General features: G+C 72.0%; 13 protein-coding genes. 3 read left to right on the top strand and 10 right to left on the bottom strand.

The window, feature by feature from the left end; all coding sequences use genetic code 11:
* Positions 1-85 precede the first annotated feature (85 nt).
* Complete coding sequence (locus ACZ31C_RS03505) at positions 86-2107, top strand: flotillin family protein (RefSeq protein ID WP_465794008.1); 2022 nt, start codon at positions 86-88, stop codon at positions 2105-2107.
* Positions 2100-7175, top strand: a complete 5076-nt coding sequence (locus ACZ31C_RS03500) for a DNA repair ATPase (RefSeq protein WP_465794007.1) — start codon at positions 2100-2102, stop codon at positions 7173-7175. The genes ACZ31C_RS03505 and ACZ31C_RS03500 overlap by 8 nt, the downstream gene beginning before the upstream one ends.
* Before the next feature lie 120 nt (positions 7176-7295).
* On the opposite strand, the gene ACZ31C_RS03495 is transcribed toward ACZ31C_RS03500, so the two are convergent.
* The 3 genes from ACZ31C_RS03495 to ACZ31C_RS03485 all read right to left on the bottom strand — a co-directional run bounded on the left by ACZ31C_RS03495 (position 7296) and on the right by ACZ31C_RS03485 (position 9389).
* Complete coding sequence (locus tag ACZ31C_RS03495; protein WP_465794006.1) at positions 7296-7577, bottom strand: hypothetical protein; 282 nt, start codon at positions 7575-7577, stop codon at positions 7296-7298.
* 143 nt (positions 7578-7720) lie between these two features.
* On the bottom strand, positions 7721-8935 hold the full coding sequence (locus tag ACZ31C_RS03490) for an acyl-CoA dehydrogenase family protein (RefSeq protein WP_465794005.1): 1215 nt from the start codon (positions 8933-8935) through the stop codon (positions 7721-7723).
* Position 8936: 1 nt separating this feature from the next.
* On the bottom strand, positions 8937-9389 hold the full coding sequence (locus ACZ31C_RS03485) for an SCP2 sterol-binding domain-containing protein (protein WP_449944073.1): 453 nt from the start codon (positions 9387-9389) through the stop codon (positions 8937-8939).
* Between the two features lie 66 nt (positions 9390-9455).
* Here ACZ31C_RS03485 and ACZ31C_RS03480 point away from each other — a divergent pair, with 66 nt between their 5' ends.
* Positions 9456-10094, top strand: a complete 639-nt coding sequence (locus tag ACZ31C_RS03480; protein WP_449944076.1) for a TetR/AcrR family transcriptional regulator — start codon at positions 9456-9458, stop codon at positions 10092-10094.
* Between the two features lie 44 nt (positions 10095-10138).
* Here the strand turns inward: ACZ31C_RS03480 and ACZ31C_RS03475 are convergent, their stop codons facing one another.
* The 7 genes from ACZ31C_RS03475 to ACZ31C_RS03445 all read right to left on the bottom strand — a co-directional run bounded on the left by ACZ31C_RS03475 (position 10139) and on the right by ACZ31C_RS03445 (position 17295).
* Positions 10139-10768, bottom strand: coding sequence for a DedA family protein (locus tag ACZ31C_RS03475; protein WP_465794004.1), 630 nt, complete (start codon positions 10766-10768; stop codon positions 10139-10141).
* A gap of 25 nt (positions 10769-10793) precedes the next feature.
* Positions 10794-12059 (bottom strand): adenylosuccinate synthetase, encoded by a 1266-nt coding sequence (locus ACZ31C_RS03470; protein WP_465794355.1) that lies wholly within the window; start codon positions 12057-12059, stop codon positions 10794-10796.
* Positions 12060-12259: 200 nt separating this feature from the next.
* Positions 12260-13219 carry a hypothetical protein gene (locus tag ACZ31C_RS03465; protein WP_465794003.1) on the bottom strand — a complete coding sequence of 320 codons (960 nt, stop codon included), beginning with the start codon at positions 13217-13219 and terminating at the stop codon, positions 12260-12262.
* A gap of 10 nt (positions 13220-13229) precedes the next feature.
* Positions 13230-14204, bottom strand: a complete 975-nt coding sequence (locus ACZ31C_RS03460) for a serine/threonine protein kinase (protein ID WP_465794002.1) — start codon at positions 14202-14204, stop codon at positions 13230-13232.
* Positions 14201-14953: an NUDIX hydrolase gene (locus ACZ31C_RS03455; protein WP_465794001.1), complete on the bottom strand. Its 753-nt coding sequence runs from the start codon at positions 14951-14953 to the stop codon at positions 14201-14203. The genes ACZ31C_RS03460 and ACZ31C_RS03455 overlap by 4 nt, the downstream gene beginning before the upstream one ends.
* A 102-nt stretch (positions 14954-15055) precedes the next feature.
* Entirely contained in the window at positions 15056-15922 is an 867-nt protein-coding gene (locus ACZ31C_RS03450) for a MaoC/PaaZ C-terminal domain-containing protein (RefSeq protein WP_465794354.1), read from the bottom strand.
* Complete coding sequence (locus ACZ31C_RS03445) at positions 15922-17295, bottom strand: 3-oxoacyl-ACP reductase (protein WP_465794000.1); 1374 nt, start codon at positions 17293-17295, stop codon at positions 15922-15924. Before ACZ31C_RS03445 ends, ACZ31C_RS03450 begins: the two co-directional genes overlap by 1 nt.
* Positions 17296-17304: the final 9 nt, after the last annotated feature.

Raw genomic sequence — 17304 nt, 5'->3', positions numbered from 1 at the left:
GCTGCCCCTGACATCCCTCGAAAGGAGGATGCGCGGCGTCCCGCCCCGGCCCCGCCGCCGGCTGCCGCCGTCCGCGCGCCCAACCATGGAAGTGATCACCACCGGAATCGGTGTACTCCTCGCCGTCGTCCTGCTCGTCGCGCTCGGCGTGGTGTTCATGGTCAGTCGGCTGTTCCGCAAGGTCGAGCAGGGCAAGGCACTGATCATCTCCAAGATCCGGCGGGTCGACGTGACCTTCACCGGTGCGGTGGTGATGCCCGTGCTGCACAAGGCCGAGGTCATGGACATCTCGGTCAAGACGATCGACATCGAACGGACCGGCAACGAGGGTCTGATCTGCCGCGACAACATCCGGGCCGACATCCGGATCACCTTCTTCGTTCGCGTGAACAAGACGAACGAGGACGTCATCAAGGTGGCGCAGGCGATCGGCACCGCGCGGGCCAGCGACCGGGAGACCCTCCAGGAGCTGTTCAACGCGAAGTTCTCCGAGGCGCTGAAGACGGTCGGCAAGCAGCTCGACTTCGTCGACCTCTACACCAAGCGTGACGAGTTCCGCGACCAGATCATCCGGGTCATCGGCACCGACCTCAACGGCTACAGCCTGGAGGACGCGGCGATCGACTTCCTCGAGCAGACGCCGATGTCGCAGCTCGACCCGAAGAACATCCTCGACGCGCAGGGCATCCGGAAGATCACCGAGCTGACCACGCAGGAGCACGTCCGGACGAACGAGTTCCGGCGCAGCGAGGAGAAGGAGATCACCCGCCAGAACGTGGACGCCAAGGAGGCGATCCTCGAACTGGAGCGGCGGCAGGCCGACGCCGAGGCCAAGCAGCAGCGCGAGATCGAGACCGTGCGGGCCCGCGAGCAGGCCGAGATCACCCGGGTACGCGCCGAGGAGCGGCTGCGGGCCGAGACGGCGAACATCCGTACCGACGAGCAGTTGGGCATCCAGCACGAGAACCGGGCTCGGGAGATCGCGGTCGCGGAGAAGAACCGCGAGCGGGTCATCGCCATCGAGACCGAGCGGATCGAGAAGGACCGCATGCTGGAGGTCATCGGCCGGGACCGCGAGACCGAGCTGAGCACGATCGCCAAGGACAAGGAGGTCGAGGCCGAGAAGCGGGCCATCGCCGAGGTCGTCCGGGAGCGGATCGCGGTGGAGAAGACCGTGGCCGAGCAGGAAGAGAACATCAAGCGGCTGCGTGTGGTCGAGGAGGCCGAGCGGACCCGCCAGGCGCTGGTCATCCAGGCCGAGGCCGAGGCGCAGGAGAGCCTGGTCAAGGACATCAAGGCGGCGGAGGCCGCCGAGGCGGCGGCGAAGCACAAGGCCCGCGAGGAACTGGTGCTGGCCGAGGCCCGGCAGCAAGCCGCGGAGCTGGACACCCGGGCGAAGATCCGACTGGCCGAGGGCATCCAGGCCGAGTCGGCAGCTGCCGGCCTGGCCGAGGTGCAGGTGCAGGAGCGCAGCGCCGAGGCGATCGAGAAGGTCGGTCGGGCCGAGGCCGCCGTGGAGCGCGAGAAGGCGGTGGCCGCCGCCGAGGCGGTGCGCGAGAAGCTGAAGGGCGAGGCCGAGGGTCTCACCGAGAAGGCCGCCGCGATGGCCGCGCTGGACGACGCGACCCGCGAGCACGAGGAGTACCGGCTGCGTCTGGAGCTGGAGAAGGAGGTCCGGCTCGCCGGGCTGGACACCCAGCGGCAGGTCGCCGAGGCGCAGGCCACGCTGGTCGCCACCGGGCTGGAGAAGGCGAACATCGACATCGTCGGTGGGGACAGCGTCTTCTTCGACCGGCTGCTCAGCTCGATCTCGTTCGGCAAGAGCGTGGACAGCTTCGTGGCCCACTCGGACGTGGCGAAGAACCTCACCCAGCCGTGGCTGGACGGCAGCGCCAGCTTCACCGACGACCTGACCCGGATGATCGGTTCGCTGAACACCGCCGACGTGCAGAACCTCACGCTCTCGGCGTTCCTGGCGCAGCAGATGCGCTCCGGCGGCGCCGACAAGGGCAAGCTCCAGGAGCTGCTGAAGGCCGCGCAGCGCCTGGGTGTGGCGGACACCCCGGTCGCCGCCCTGACCGGTTCGCGGCAGTCCGCCGGTGAGTGAGCCGACCGCCGGTCCGGCGACCACCGGGCGTATGCCCGGTGCCGCCGGGCCGGCCCCGGCGGGCCGGTCCGGCGACGGACCCGATCCGGCCGAGGTCGTGTCGGACGGCGGTACCCGGCCCGGGTTGGACGACGGCAGCTACGAGGTGCTGCGCAAGCGCCTCGCCGGACAGGCCGCCGAGCTGGCCCGGCGGGCCGAGTCGCTCAACGCCCGCCGCTTGGAGGTCTTCGGCAGCACCGAGCTGCGGCTGCTGAGCACCGAGCGGATCCGTACCGAGCACAACTGCGTGCCCCGGGACATCGTCCCGGTCGGCGGGTTGATGCTGTTCGGCTACAACGTCTTCATCGGCCTGAAGCCGGAGACGACCGTCGACGACGTCTTCTCGCTGCACCGATTCACCCGCGAACAGCGCGAGGGTGAATCGGAGGAGGTCGCCTTCCGGTTCGACGAGGCCGGTCAGGACGAGCTACCCGGCCTGCTGCGTCACCCGCAGTTCGTTCGGGACTTCAGCGAGCTGTACCGCTACTACCGGCAGGCGCGCCTGCTGCAACTGCGCCGGGTCGACGCCCGGCTGCTGGCGGTGTTCCAGACCGGGCCGCGTACCGAGGACATCCGGGTGCTGCGCTGGCAGGTCGGCGTGGACGGCATCCCGGAGTACCTGGACAGCCGGGGGGAGCGGGACCACGTCTTCCCGCCGAGCCACGACTTCGAGTGGATCGAGACGACCCGGCAGGACCACGTCCTCGGCCGGCACCCGCACATCGACATCGACGGCGAGATCTTCGTCGAGACGGTGGGCGGCACGCTGACCGTCAAGGTGGAGAACAACACCGAAGACGGCGAGGGCATCTACAGCGAGCCGGTGGACGAGCCGTTGCAGAGCCTGGCCGACGCCGACGTGCAGTGGGCGCGGGTGGGGCCGTTGATCCTGCTGCGGATCCTGCCGTACAAGGAGACGCAGTGGCGGCACCTGGTCTTCAACACGCTCAGCCGGGAGGTGGTCCGCCTCGACGGCATCGGGGTGGCCTGCCAGCGGCTGCCCGAGGACCACGGCATCATCTTCCCGGGCGGCTACCACCTGGCCACCGGCGTCACCCGGACCTTCGACACCGAGGTCGCCGACCTGGAGTTCGAGCGGGCGGTGCGGTCGCCGAACGGTGAGGACGTGCTCTACGTCTTCCACGCCCGGGCCGAGGGCCGCTCGCTGCTGCTGCCGTACAACGCGATCCGCAAGGAGGTGGCCGCGCCGATCCCGTGCCACGGCTTCTCCCTCTTCGACGACGGCACGCTCGTGGTGTTCCGGGCCGTCTCCGAGGAGCCGACCCGGGTCCACCCGATGCAGATCTGGCAGACGCCGTACGTCTCCGACGCGTACGCGGCGGCGCAGCCGGCCGGCACCGGTCCGCTGGAGCGGATCGGCAACGCCGACCTGGTACGCGGCATCTCGGACTGCCTCTCGGCGGCGCGGATGGTGCAGGGCAGCGCCACCGCCGGGGTGTACGAGGCGCTGATCGCGGCCTGTGCCCGGATCACCGACCACTACCACTGGCTCGGCGAGGACGAGCTGGGTGACCTGGCCACCCCGCTGAGCGGCCTGCGGCGTACCGCCAGCTCCGTGCTGGAGGAGCACGAGAAGGTCCGAACGCTCACCGAGCAGGCCCGCGCGGAGCTGGACGAGAGCGCCGAGCAGATCGCCTCGCTGGCCCGCCGGGCCCGGGGCGAGGCGCCGCTGACCGCCGACGACTGGGTCACTCAGCTCGGTGGGTTGCGTCGGGCGCGCGGACACCTGGAGTCGCTGCGCGAACTGCGGTACGTCGACCACGACCGAATCGACGAGCTGGCCGCCCGGCTGGACGAGGAACTGTCGGTCGCCGGTCGGCGCGCGGTCGAGTTCCTCCGCCGTGACGAGGCGTTCACCGGCTACCAGCAGGAGGTGGAGCGACTCGCCGCGCGGGCTGCCGAGATCGGCACGGTTGCCGAGGCCGGCACCGTCCGCGACGATCTGGCCGCCCGTACCGACGGCCTGCAGACCATCACCGACGTGGTGGGTGGGCTGGACATCGCCGACGCGACCGTGCGGACCGGCATCCTGGGCCGGGTCGGCGAGGTGCTGGGCGCGGTCAACCGGGCCCGGGCGGTGCTCGACAAGCGGCGTCAGGAGCTGGCCGCGGTCGAGGGCCGGGCCGGTTTCGCCGCCGAGTTCGCCCTGCTCGGGCAGGCGGTCACCGGGGCGCTGGCGGCGGCGGACACCGCCGAACGCTGCGACGAGCAACTCGGTCGGCTGCTACTGCGGGTGGAGGAGCTGGAGTCCCGGTTCGGGGAGTTCGACGACTTCCTCACCGAGCTGTCGACCCGACGTACCGACATCTACGAGGCGTTCTCGGCACGCAAGCAGGCCCTGCTGGACGAGCGGTCCCGGCGGGCCGACCGGCTGGTCGCCTCGGCCGAGCGGATCCTGGTCAGCGTGCAGCGGCGGGCCGGCACGCTCGACTCACTGGACGAGATCAACACCTACTTCGCGGCCGACCCGATGGTGGGCAAGCTCCGCTCGGTGGTGGAGGAGCTGCGTACCCTCGGCGACGCGGTGCGGGCCGAGGAGCTGGACGGCCGGATCCGGGCCGCTCGCCAGGAGTCCGGACGCGGTCTACGCGACCGCCTCGACCTGTACGCCGACGGTGGTGAGACGATCCGGCTGGGCCGGCACCGCTTCGCGGTGAACACGCAACCGGTGGACGTGGCGGTGGTGCCGGCCGAGGGCCGCATGGTGGTGGCGGTGACCGGCACCGACTACCGCGCACCGGTGCGCGACGAGGAGTTCCAGCAGACCCGGCGGTTCTGGGACCAGCTGCTGGTCTCCGAGTCGGCGCAGGTGTACCGGGCCGAGTACCTGGCCACCGCGATCCTGGCCGCCGCCGAGGCGGGCCGCGACGGGCTCACCCTGGACGCGCTGCACAGCGCGGCGGTGGACGCCAACGGGCTGCGGGACCTGGTGCGGCGGATCGCCGAGACCCGCTACGACGAGGGGTACGAGCGCGGCGTGCACGACCACGACGCCGCCGAGATCCTGCGGGTGCTGCTGCGCCTGCACGCCGGTGCCGGGCTGCTTCGTTATCCGCCGGCCGACCGGGCCGCCGCGCAGTTGTTCTGGCGGTACGGCACCGACGAGCCGACCCGGTCCGCCTGGACCGCCCGGGCCGCCTCGCTGGCCCGCGCCCGGCAGCGGTTCGGCCGTCCCGAGGGCGAGGACGCCGCCGACCGGCTCGGCGCACAGCTCGCCGAGGCGGCCGAGACGTTCCTGCGGTCCGCCGGACTTCCGGTGCCGCCCGGTGGGACGGCGGTGGCCGGCGAGTACCTGTTCGAGGAGTTGTCCTCACCGCCGGTGCGGTTCGTCACCGGCGGCGGGGCTCGCGCACTGCTGGACCGGTTCCGCCGGGCACTCGGCGGCCCGCAGTCGCGCTCGTCCCGCGAGTTCGACGACGACCTGCGGGCCCTCGGTGACGACCTCGCTGGCCGTCACCAACTGGTGGAGGCGTGGCTGACCGCGTTCCTGGCCACCGACGACGGCAACCTCTCCGGGTACGACCTGCCGGAGGCGGTCGCCGTCGAGCTGTGCGGTGCCGAGCCGGCCCGGCAGGACAGCACCGCGACGATGACCGAGACGGTCGGCGGGCTGCTCGGCGCGCACCCGCGAATCGACGGCTCCACGCTCGACGTACGGCTGGACGAGATGCTGGCCCGGACCCGGGCGTTCCGCACCGACCTGGTCCCCGCATACCGGGACTACCAGCGGCGACGCAACGCCCTGGTGGACGCCGAGCGGGACCGCCTGCGGCTGGAGGAGTACCGGCCGAAGGTGATGAACGCGTTCGTCCGCAACCGGCTGCTCGACGAGGTGTACCTGCCGCTGATCGGCGACAACCTGGCCCGGCAGCTCGGTGCCACCGGCGACGGCAAGCGGGTCGACCAGTCCGGCCTGCTGCTGCTGATCTCACCGCCCGGGTACGGCAAGACGACTCTGATGGAGTACGTGGCCAGCCGACTCGGACTGGTCTTCGTCAAGGTCAACGGGCCGGCCCTGGGCACCAAGGTCACCTCGCTGGACCCGGCCGAGGCGCCCGACGCCACCGCCCGGCAGGAGGTCGAGAAGATCTCCTTCGCCCTGGAGCTGGGCAACAACGTGCTGCTCTACCTGGACGACATCCAGCACACCAACCCGGAGCTGTTGCAGAAGTTCATCTCGCTCTGTGACGGGCAGCGCCGGATGGAGGGTGTCTGGGAGGGGCGCACCCGCACGTACGACCTGCGCGGCAAGCGGTTCGCGGTCTGCATGGCCGGTAACCCGTACACCGAGTCGGGAAAGCGGTTCCGGATCCCGGACATGCTCGCCAACCGGGCCGACGTGTGGAACCTCGGTGACGTGCTCTCCGGGCGGGAGGAGGCGTTCGCGCTCAGCTACATCGAGAACGCGCTCACCGCCAACGCGGTGCTGGCACCGCTCTCCGGGCGGGACCGGGGCGACCTGGAGCTGCTGGTCCGGATGGCGCGCGGGGACGACTCGGTCCGCGCCGACCAGCTCTCCCACCCGTACCAGCCGGTGGAGCTGGAACAGATGGTCTCGGTGCTGCGCAAGATGCTGCGGGTGCAGCAGGTGGTGCTGGCCAACAACCAGGCGTACATCGCCTCGGCGGCCCAGTCCGACGACGCCCGCACCGAGCCGCAGTTCCAGCTCCAGGGTTCGTACCGGAACATGAACAAGCTCGCCGAGCGGATCGTGCCGGTGCTCACCGACGAGGAGCTGGAGGCGGTGATCGACGACCACTACCTGGGCGAGGCGCAGACGCTCGCGGCGGGTGCGGAGGCGAACCTGCTCAAGCTCGCCGAGCTGCGCGGCCGGCTCACTCCCGAGCAGGCCGCCCGGTGGGCCGAGGTGAAGGACGCCTTCCAGCGGTCGAAGGCCCTGGGCGGGGGAGGCGACGATCCGGTCGACCGTGCGGTGGGCGCGCTCGGCCTGCTCGCCGACCGGGTCAGCGGAGTCGCCGCCGCGATAGGTCGGGCCAGCGAACGCTGAGGTCTGATGTGTAAGGAGGGGTCCCCTGCTAACGCCTCCGGTATAGCAGGGGACCCCTCCTAACATTGCGGGTATCGGGTGCGGAGCGTCCTGCCATCCGTCCGGCCTGGATGCTGCCGGTCATCGCCTCCACGTGCCGGTACGACGGCGGGTGGAACGGGAGCCGGATGGCCGGCGGGCGTACGCGGCGGCGACACCGAACGCGGCTGTCATGATCGTTCCGACCGCCGCGATCCCGGCGACGGCCGTACCGTTGGTCTTGCTGCAACCGCCGAGAACCGTCAACAGCACCACGGTCAGGAGCGCCATCGCGGCACTGAGGTAAGTGGCGTGCACGGGATGTAGGTGTTCCCGAGCCCTCTCACTCTGGCCGTCCTCCTCGTCGCGGCTCATGGGTGCCATTCGTCGTTCCTCCCCGCGCGGTCAACTGTGGACACACTGACGTCTGTCACTAATTAGACAGAGGGTGGTGGGAGATGGCCAACGGGATGAAGCGAATGAGAATCCCATGAACATTTAGGCTTATCGAACTTAAGGGGCGAAAGTCAGCGGATCTGCATTCCGGAGATCGCCCGGGAGATGACCAGCCGCTGGATCTCGGAGGTGCCCTCGAAGATGGTGTAGATCTTGGCGTCCCGGTACCACCGCTCGACCGGATGGTCACGGAGGAAGCCGGCCCCGCCGAGCAACTGGACCGCCTTCTCGGTGACCGACACGGCCACCTCACCCGCCTTGAGCTTGGACATCGACCCCTCGCCCGCAGTGAACGGCCGGTTGTTGCGGCCCATCCAGGAGGCCCGCCAGACCAGCAGCCGGGCGGCGTCGATCTCCGTCTTCATGTCGGCGAGCGCGAAGGCGACCGCCTGGTTGGTGATGATCGGACGGCCGAACTGGACCCGGTCCCGGGCGTAGTCCAGGGCGTACTCGTAGGCGGCCCGGGCCACGCCGAGCGCCTGGGCGCCGACGGTGGGTCGGGACAGCTCGAACGTCCGCATCGCGGCCTGGCCGGAGGCGCGCTGCCCGGACCGGGCCCGGGCCAGCCGCTCCTCCAGCGCCTCCCGGCCGCCGAGCAGGCACCGGCCGGGCACCCGGACGTCGTCGAGGAAGACGTCCGCCGTGTGCGACGCCCGCAGGCCGAGTTTGCGCAGCTTGCGGGTGGCGGAGAGGCCGGCGGTGCCAGGGGGTACGACGAATGCGGCCTGACCTCGCGAGCCCAGCTCCGGGTCGACCGAGGCGGTGACCACGTGCACGGCGGCGATCCCACCGTTGGTGGCGTACGCCTTCTGGCCACGCAGCACCCACTCGTCGGTCGCCTCGTCGTACTCGGCCCGGGTACGCATCGCGGAGACGTCCGAACCGGCCTCCGGCTCGGACGAGCAGAACGCGGCGACCGCCGGCGAGTCGACGTCACCGAAGCACTGCGGCACCCACTCGACGAGCTGGTCGGGCGTGCCGCTGCCGTAGATGGCGGCGACCGCGAGCGAGGTGCCGAAGATGCTCAGCCCGATCCCGGCGTCGCCCCAGAACAACTCCTCGCTGGCGATCGGCAGGGAGAGCCCGGTGGGGTCGGCCCAACAGGTGGCGAGAAACTCGAAGCCGTACAGGCCGACCTTGGCCGCCTCGCCGATGATCGGCCAGGGAGTCTCCTCCCGGGCGTCCCACTCGGCGGCGGCCGGGCGCACGACCTCGCTGGCGAAGCCGTGCACCCAGTCGCGCAGATCCCGCTGTTCCTCGTTCAGGTCGAGCGAGAATTCGACCATCTCAGGCCTTGGGGATGTCGAAGAGGTTGGCGATGTTGGCGGCCAGCCCCAGGTCACCCTTTGCCTTGAGCTTGCCGGTCATGAACATCATGACGGGGTTGGCGCCACCGGAAACGATCTTCAGGAACTCGACCGGTCCCAGCGTCAGGGCCAGCCGCGGCTCGTGCTGCGGGGTCTCGTTGACCGTGCAGGTGCCGTCGGCGATGACCACCTCGTACGTGTCGGTGCCGCCGTCGGGGGCGCCGGTGATGTTCCAGTGGATCACCGCGTTGGTGGAACCGGCGCGGTCCGCACGGAAGATCTGGGGCATCCGCCCGAAGACCTCGCCGAGGATCTTGCCGCGCAGTTCACCCGACATGATCTCGGCGAGCTTGCTATCCGGGGTGCTCTTGACGAGCTGGGCGAACTCCTTCGGGCCCATGTTGGCGAAGGCGGCCGGGTCGAAGTCAGTCATGGAACGCACCTCTCGAACAGTGGTTACTCAGGCGTAACCCTACGCACCGGTAGGTATGCTCGCAAGGTGTCCGCGACACCCGCCTTCAAGCGCCTCCCCCGGGCCGTACGCGAGCAGCAGATGCTCGACGCCGCCGTGCGCGTCTTCTCCCGGCGCGGCTACCACGGCGCCAGCATGGACGAGATCGCCGAGGTCGCGGGCATCTCCAAACCCATGGTGTACGCGTACCTGGGCACCAAGGAGGAACTCTTCGTCGCCTGCCTGCACCGCGAGGGCACCCGGATGATGGAGGCCATCGCCGGGGCGGCCGTCCCCGACCTGCCCGCCGACGAGCGACTCTGGCGTGGTCTGCGGGCGTTCTTCCGTTTCGTCGGCGCACACCGCGACGGCTGGTCGGTGCTCTATCGGCAGGCCCGCGCCGAGCAGCCGTTCGCCCGGGAACTGGCCCAGATGCGGGCCAGGATGGTCGAGGTGGTCGCCGGGATGTTGGACCACGCCCTGCGTGCCGAGGGACGTACGGCTGCCGAGACCGAGTGGGAAGTGGTCGCGTACGCGCTGGTCGGGGCAACCGAGTCGCTGGGCGACTGGCTCGCCGACCACCCCGAGGCCGACCCGGAGAAGACCGCGACCCGGATGATGAACGCCGCGTGGCTGGGGGCCGGGCAACTCCTGCACGGCGCGAGCTGGCACCCGCCCGAGGTGTAAGGAAGGGCCCCTGCTAACGCCTGCGGTAGAGCAGGGGTCCCCTGCTAACAACCGGGCTCGGCACCGCTCGCAGCCCGCCGGTGCGCCCGGTGCCGGAGCCAGCGGATCAACTCGACCAGCAGCGTCACCGAGATCGAGAGCCCGATGCCGGCCAGGATGCCGTGCAGCGGATGCTGCTCGAAGGCGAGCCCGCCGAAGATGCCGAGCAGGACGCAGTACAGCGCCCACGAGCCGCAGCCGATCAGGTCGAAGAGGAGGAACCTGCGCAGCGGATAGCGGATGGCACCCATGGCCAGGGTGACCGCTGTCCGCCCGCCGGGGACGTAACGGGCGGCCATGAGGATGACGCCGCCACGCAGGTCGACCGCCCGCCGGGCCCACTCCGATCCGGCCCGGCGCCGGCTGTCCACCGGTGAGTGGTCCAGCCGGCGCGATCCGCCGCCGCGTCCGATCCCGTACGAGATGTGGTCGCCGGCTGTCGCGCCGAGCGTGGCCGCCACGATGATCAGCGCCAGGTTCGGCTGGCCACCGGTGGCGAGCACGGTGACACTGATGACCGCCGCCTCCGAGGGCACCAGCGGGAAGAACGCGTCGACCGCGGTGAGCCCGAAGATCAGCAGATACACCCAGGGTGAGGTGAGTGTCTGCCGGAGCAGGTCGAGCGCGGCCTCCATGCCTCCATGCTCAGGGCACGGGCTGTTAAGAAGGGGCCCTTCCTCTACACCAGGCGTTAATAAGGTGCCCTTCCTTACGAACCTCCTTGTCGGCGGAGGTGGGGCCGTGGGAGGTGAGGAGCACCGGAGCACCGAGCGCCTCGCCGACCGCCTCGGGCCAGTTTGCCGGACCGGCGTCGTAGTGCGGGCGCGCCCGCAGCAGGCGGGCGGTGAGGGCGGCCTGCCGGTCGAGGTCGCCGGCCGGGCCCGGCAGCAGCCGGTCCAGGCCGTCGTAGCGGCGACAGATACGCAGGTCGAGCCCGCGTTCGGCGAGGTCCAGGTGGGTCAGCGCCAGGCCGTCCACCCCGCCCGAGACCGCCAGGGCGTACGCGTGCGCGACGGCGTCGAAGTGGCCGAACCGGAAGCTGCCCTGCCAGGGGTTCGTCGCGTTGTGCGGGTCGGCCAGCGGCAGCGACGGGTCCTCGGTGACCAGCGGACCGGGACCGTGTCGGGTGGTGACGGTACGCAGCACCCCGATCCGCAGCGCCGACCCGCCCAGTCCCGCCTCGGCCAGCAGGGACTCGGCGTTGGCGAAGGTGGTGGTGCTCCAGGTGGTGTACGGGTGGAAGCCGTGCCACTCGTCCAGTAGCACCCCCTGGGCGCCCTCGAACACGCACGGGCCGGCCCGCAGCGCCCCGGCCAGCCAGGAGCCGTCGACGATCGCCACCCGCTCGGCGAAGGCCCGGTACGCCGGCAGGCAGTCCGCGACCGGTGGGGCGTCCAGCGGGCCGAGTTCGGCGGTGAGCCGGTCCCGGAGTGCGGTCAAGCGGCGGCGCAGCACCTCCGGGCTGCGGCAGTCCGCGACCCGAGGCGCCTCGTCGGGGTGGGCGAGCCCGTACGAGACGGTCTCGCCCACCCCCTGCCCGCAGGAACCGTGCCGGTCGGCTCCCCGGGCCGTCTCCCGGGCCCGGTTGGCGGCCCGGTGGTACGGGGTGGCCAGCAGCGCCGCCCCGTCCACGGTCAACCGGTCGAACGCGTCGGGCACCCCGACGACGGCGAGGTGGTCGGCCTCGGCGGCGAGCGCCAACGGGTCCACCACGACGTGCCGCGACAGGTGGGTGCGTACGCCGGGGTGGAAGGTGCCGGCACCGAACTGCGCGAACGTGTGGTGTCGGCCGTCGGGCCGGACGACGTTGTGCGCCGCCTGCGCACCCCCGTTGAACCGGACCACGGTGTGCACCGGCCGGGTGGCGCAGAGCCAGTCCACCACCGTGCCCTTGCCGGCGTCGCCGTACCCGAGGTCGACCACGATCGCGTGCTCCGGACCCGACCCGCCGACCGGGCCGCCCGTGAACCGGCCCGCCGCACCGTGCGCCGATCCGCCCGAGAGCCCGGCCGCCGGGCCGTCCGTCGCATCGCCCGTGAAGCCGCCCGCCGGGCCACCCGCCGCATTGCCCGCCGGGCCGCGCCCGGGTGCCGGGACACCCGGGCGCGCAGCGGTCACCTGCTCGTTCACAGCCGGACGACCCCGCCGCCGGTGGTCCGGGTGGCCGGCAGATCGGCCACCTCGGCGCGCCGTGCCCCGTTCAGCCGGGCCAGCGCCTTCGACACCGTGCGCGTGGCCGTCGAGCCGCTCCGGTCCAGGTCCCGCAGGCCGGTGTCGAGGTCGATGGCCTGCTCACCGAGACCGACGGTGAGCGCGATCGTCTCGCAGACCGCGTCGAGGTCGTCCAGCTCCAGGGCGTTCTGGCCGAGCAGGCCGCGCCAGAAGTCGAGCACCTTGCGGTTGCCCGAGTAGTGGCTGCCGGCCGGGAGCAGGTAGTACGTGTCCCAGCGGCGGGTCACCTCGTCGACGATCTGCCTTAGCGGCACGTCCTCGCGTGGGTCGTCGCCGATCAGGCGGGCCACCTCGGCGGCCTTGACCGCCGGGTACGCCAGCTCGTCGCCGATGATGAAGAGGTAGCCGCGTCGGCCCCGCTTCTCCCAACTGTCGGTGACCGTCCGTCGGGCCATGTAGTAGAGCGCCAGCTCGTAGGACTCCTTCATCTGGCCGCCACCGCCGCCCTCCAGCACGATCCGCCCGAGGTCCTCGTCCATCCGGTTGTCGGATTCGAACTGGCCGACCTGCAACGGCACCCGGTCGCAGGTGGCGTCGCCGATCGCGCCGAACATGATCTGCGGGTCACGGGCGTACCCCTGACGCAGCAGCAGCCCCAGCAGTTGCGGCAGCTTGGCCTGGAGGGTGCGGGGCACGTGCCCCATCGAGCCGGTGACGTCGAACAGCACCGTGACCGGGGTCGACCGCGGGTGCTCGGCCGAGTCGCGGCTCTCCCGCGTCGCGTCGCGCGGGTCCAACTGCGGGTGCACCACCTTGGCACCGCTGTCGCTGTACGAGAACGCGCTCTTGCCGGTGGCCCGGCGGTACCGGTCGGCGGCGGTGTACACGTCGGTGGACCACATTCCGCTGCCCATGGCAGCCTCCTTAGGGGTTGAGCGTGAAGGGTCGGAAGGTGCGCGGCCCGTAGAGCCGGTGCAGCACCTCGTCGAATTCGCCGAGCAGTCGCCAGGCGTCGTCGGGGCGGCCCGACAGCGACCGCTGCCGACAGCCCGCCGCGAAGGCGAGCAGTTCGTGCGGGGCCCGGTGCCCCATCAGCCAGGTCATGCACCGGGTGGCCATGTCGATGTCGGTGCCCGGCCCGCAGGGGCGACGCCCGGTGACCTCGGCCGGGTACCACTCCTGGTGGTCCGGGACCAGCGCGGGCACGACGCCGCCGGGCTCGGTGGCGAAGCACCAGTCGACCAGCACCACGCCGTGCGCGTCCGGCTCGATCAGCACGTGCGGCGGCAGCACCGCGCCGTGCACCACGCCGGCCCGGTGGGCCAGGCCGAGCGCGACCAGCAGCCGACGCCACATCCAGGCCACGTCGCGGGCGTCCAGCCCGTCCGGGTACGCCCGCCGCACGTCGACCAGGCTGTGCAGGCCGGGTGCGGTCGCGAGCACGGTGACCTGGCGTTCCGCCCCGGTGGCCGGGTCCTGGTGCGCGAACGTGTCGACCAGGCGGGGCACGTACGGCAGCCAGCGTGGGTCGCCGTGGTCGGCGAGTCGGCGCAACGCGCGCTGCTCACGGATCATCAGGTCGTTGTCGCCGGCCTCGCGGGGCAGCTTGAGCAGCCGGTCCCCGCCGACGTCGTAGAGGTCGGCGAGGTCACCCGAGTACGCCGGTGCGCCGCAGTGGTAGCCGCGTAGGACGGTGACCCGGCGGGCGCGCCAGCGGGTGGTGACCCGGACGAACGCCTCGGTGGCCTCGGCGCGTACGCCCGGGGCGGTCCGGTCCAGCCGGTCGGGGTGCAGGGCGGTGACCAGTTCCCGGTAGCGGCGTTCCGGCGCGTCGGCGCCGAACAGGTCGTGGTCGTCGCGGGCGGCGGTGACCAGGCGGATCGCCTCGTCGGTCCTCATCGCACCGTCTCCTCCCGGGCGGGCCGCAGCAGCGCCGGGTGCAGCAGCCGGGCGTCACCGGCCCGGTAGAGCCGGGCGCGCGGGCCGCCCCGGCTGCCGCCGCGCTCGGTGTTGACGCCGGTGCTCTCCACAAAGCCGGGCACCGAGAGCACCTTGCGGTGGAAGTTGCCGGCGTGCAGCGGGTGACCCCAGACCGTCTCGTAGACGGCGCGCAGCTCGCCGATGGTGAACTCGGGGGCGAGGAAGCGGGTGGCCAGCGGTGTGTACTCCAGCTTGGAGCGGGCCCGCTCCAGCCCGTCGTCGACGATCCGGCGGTGGTCGAAGGCGAGCTCGCGGCCGGGCAGCTCGGTGACCGGCACCCAGTCGGCCTCGTCGGCGTCGCTGCCGGCGGCGGCGTCCGGCAGGTCGGGGGCGAAGGCGAGGTGGGCGATGGAGACGATCCGCATTCGGGGGTCGCGCTCGGGCGCGCCGTAGCTCGCGAGCTGCTCCATGTGGACGCGACGCAGCCGCTCCCCACCGAGCCCGGTCTCCTCGGCCAGCTCCCGCCGGGCGGCGGTGGCCGGGTCCTCGTCCGGGCGGACGAAGCCGCCGGGCAGCGCCCAGTGCCCGGCGAACGGCGGCTCGGCGCGGCGGATCAGCAGCAGGTGCAGCGCGTCGTCCCGGATGGTCAGCGCGACCACGTCGGCGGTGACCGCGACGGCCGGGTAGGCGCGTGGGTCATAGGTGGCGAGGAAGTCCTGCTCGTTCACGCTCGATCACTCTCACTCTGAGTCCGACTCACTCCGAGAACATCTCTATGTGAGAACAACTTAACGCGAAAAGGAGGGCCGGGCAAGTGCCCGACCCTCACCTCAGCGGATCGTGCCTGTCAGATGCGGCCGTCCCCGCTGATCGTGCAGGGCGATATCCCACCCCGCCTGGGCCGCCTTGGCGCTGAACGCCACCGTGCTCGGCAGCGGCACCGGCAGCTTGAACGCGACGTCCACGGTGTACGCCTCGGGCAGCCGGTTCTCCAGCGCCGCCAGGCAGCGGGCCTTGCTCCACATGCCGTGCGCGATCGGCCGAGGGAAGCCGAACAGTCGCGCGCCCAGCCGCGAGGTGTGGATCGGGTTGTGGTCGCCGGAGACGCGCGCGTAGTCCGTACCCACTCGGGGCTCGACCCGCCAGCGCGCGGACGCGGCCGGCGGCGCGGGCCGCTCACCCCGGTCGCGCCGCTCGCCACCGCCCGGGGTGCGCTGCCGTCCCAGGTACGTCGAGACGCCGCGCCAGACCTCCTCCCCGTCCACCGAGCCGACGAGGACCACGTCGACCTGCCGCCCCCGGTCGTGCGGGCGCAGGTTCTCCGCCCACGTGGTGAAGTCCAGCCGGTCGGCCACCGTGACCGGCCGGTGCACGGTGATCCGGTTGGCCACGTGCACCACCCCGGTCAGCGGGATCGGGAAGTCCGGCGCCGTGATCAGGCGCAGCGCCAGCGGGAAGCCCACCACGTGCGGGAAGGTCGCCGGCAGCCGGTCGGCGAGCCGGAAACCGCAGACCCGGTCGTAGTCGGCCAGCCGGGCCGGGTCCACTGCCACCCGGTCGACGGCCAGCTCCATCGCCGGCACCTCGTCCGTCCGCCGCCCGCCGCGCCCCGGCACCGCGCCCAGCAGGGCCCGCCGGTACAACGGCCCGGCCGTCGGCAGCGCGGACAGCGTCACCCGCTCCCGTTGGGTGGCCATCACGCCCCCAGCAGGCTCTGGCCGCAGACCCGGACCACGTTGCCGCTGACCGCGCCGGAAGCGGGCCAGGCCAGCCAGCCGATGGTCTCCGCCACGTCCACCGGCAACCCGCCCTGGGAGAGGCTGTTCATCCGGCGACCCGCCTCCCGCAGCACCAGCGGGATCCGGGCGGTCAGCCGGGTCTCGATGAAGCCGGGCGCGACCGCGTTCACGCTGATCCCCCGGTCGCGCAGCGCCGGAGCCAGCGCGTCGACCAGCCCGATCACGCCGGCCTTGCTGGTGGCGTAGTTGGTCTGGCCCCGGTTGCCGGCGATCCCGGCGATCGAGGAGACGCCGACGATCCGCCCGCCGTCCGGGATCAGGCCCCGGTCCAGCAGTACGTCGTTGATGCGTTCCTGGCTGGACAGGTTGACGTCGATGACCTGGTCCCAGCGGTCGGCGTCCATCCGGCCCAGGGTCTTGTCCCGGGTGATGCCGGCGTTGTGCACCACCACGTCCACCCGGCCGTGCCGCTCGGCCAGGTGATCGGCGAGCCGGGCCGGCGCGTCGGCGGCGGTCAGGTCGAGTTGTACGGCGCTGCCGCCGATCTCGTTGGCGACGCCGGCCAGCGCGTCCCCGGCGGCCGGCACGTCCAGCGCCACCACCGTCGCCCCGTCCCGGGCCAGCACCCGGGCCAGTGCCGCACCGATGCCCCGGGCCGCGCCGGTGACCAGCACCACCTGCCCGTCCAACGGGCGGTCCCAGTCCACCGGTGCGCTCGCCTGCCCTGCACCGACCCGGATCACCTGCCCCGACACGTACGCCGAGCGGCCAGAGAGCAGGAAGCGCAGGGTCGCCTCCAGGCTGGTCCAGGCGCTCTCGTCGGCCTCCCGCGTCACGTGGACCAGTTGCGCGGTGATGCCCCGGCCGAACTCCTTGCCGATGCTGCGGGTCAACCCCTCCAGGGCCCGCTGGGCGGTCGCCTCGCGCGGCGTGTCGCACTCGGCGGGCGGGGTGCCCAGCACGATCACCCGGCCGCTGGGCTGCACCGCCCGCGCCTGCGGGTGGAAGAAGTCGTGCAGTTGCCGCAGCCCGGTCGAGTCGGTGATGCCGGTGGCGTCGTAGACCAGGGCGGAGCTGGTCGGCGTACGGCCGGAGGTGGGATCGGGGGTGGCGGTGGCCGGGTCGCGCAGGGCGAGCCCGGCGGTGGCCAGGATCGTGCGGACCGGCTCGGCGAGCCGGCCCCCGGTGGAGGTGCCGAGCAGGACCGGCCCGGGGAGGATCGGCTCACCCGGCGCGTGTCGGCGAAGTCGTGGCGGATCGGGCAGCCCGAGACGCTTGACCAGCGCCCGGCCGGCGCCCGACTGGACAAAACTCGCGTACCTGTCGGTCATAGGCGTAGC

It is taken from the genome of Micromonospora sp. NPDC023869, assembly GCF_055559695.1.
The sequence above is the reverse complement of the archived record's forward strand: the minus strand, read 5'-3'. Positions and strand labels throughout refer to the sequence as shown.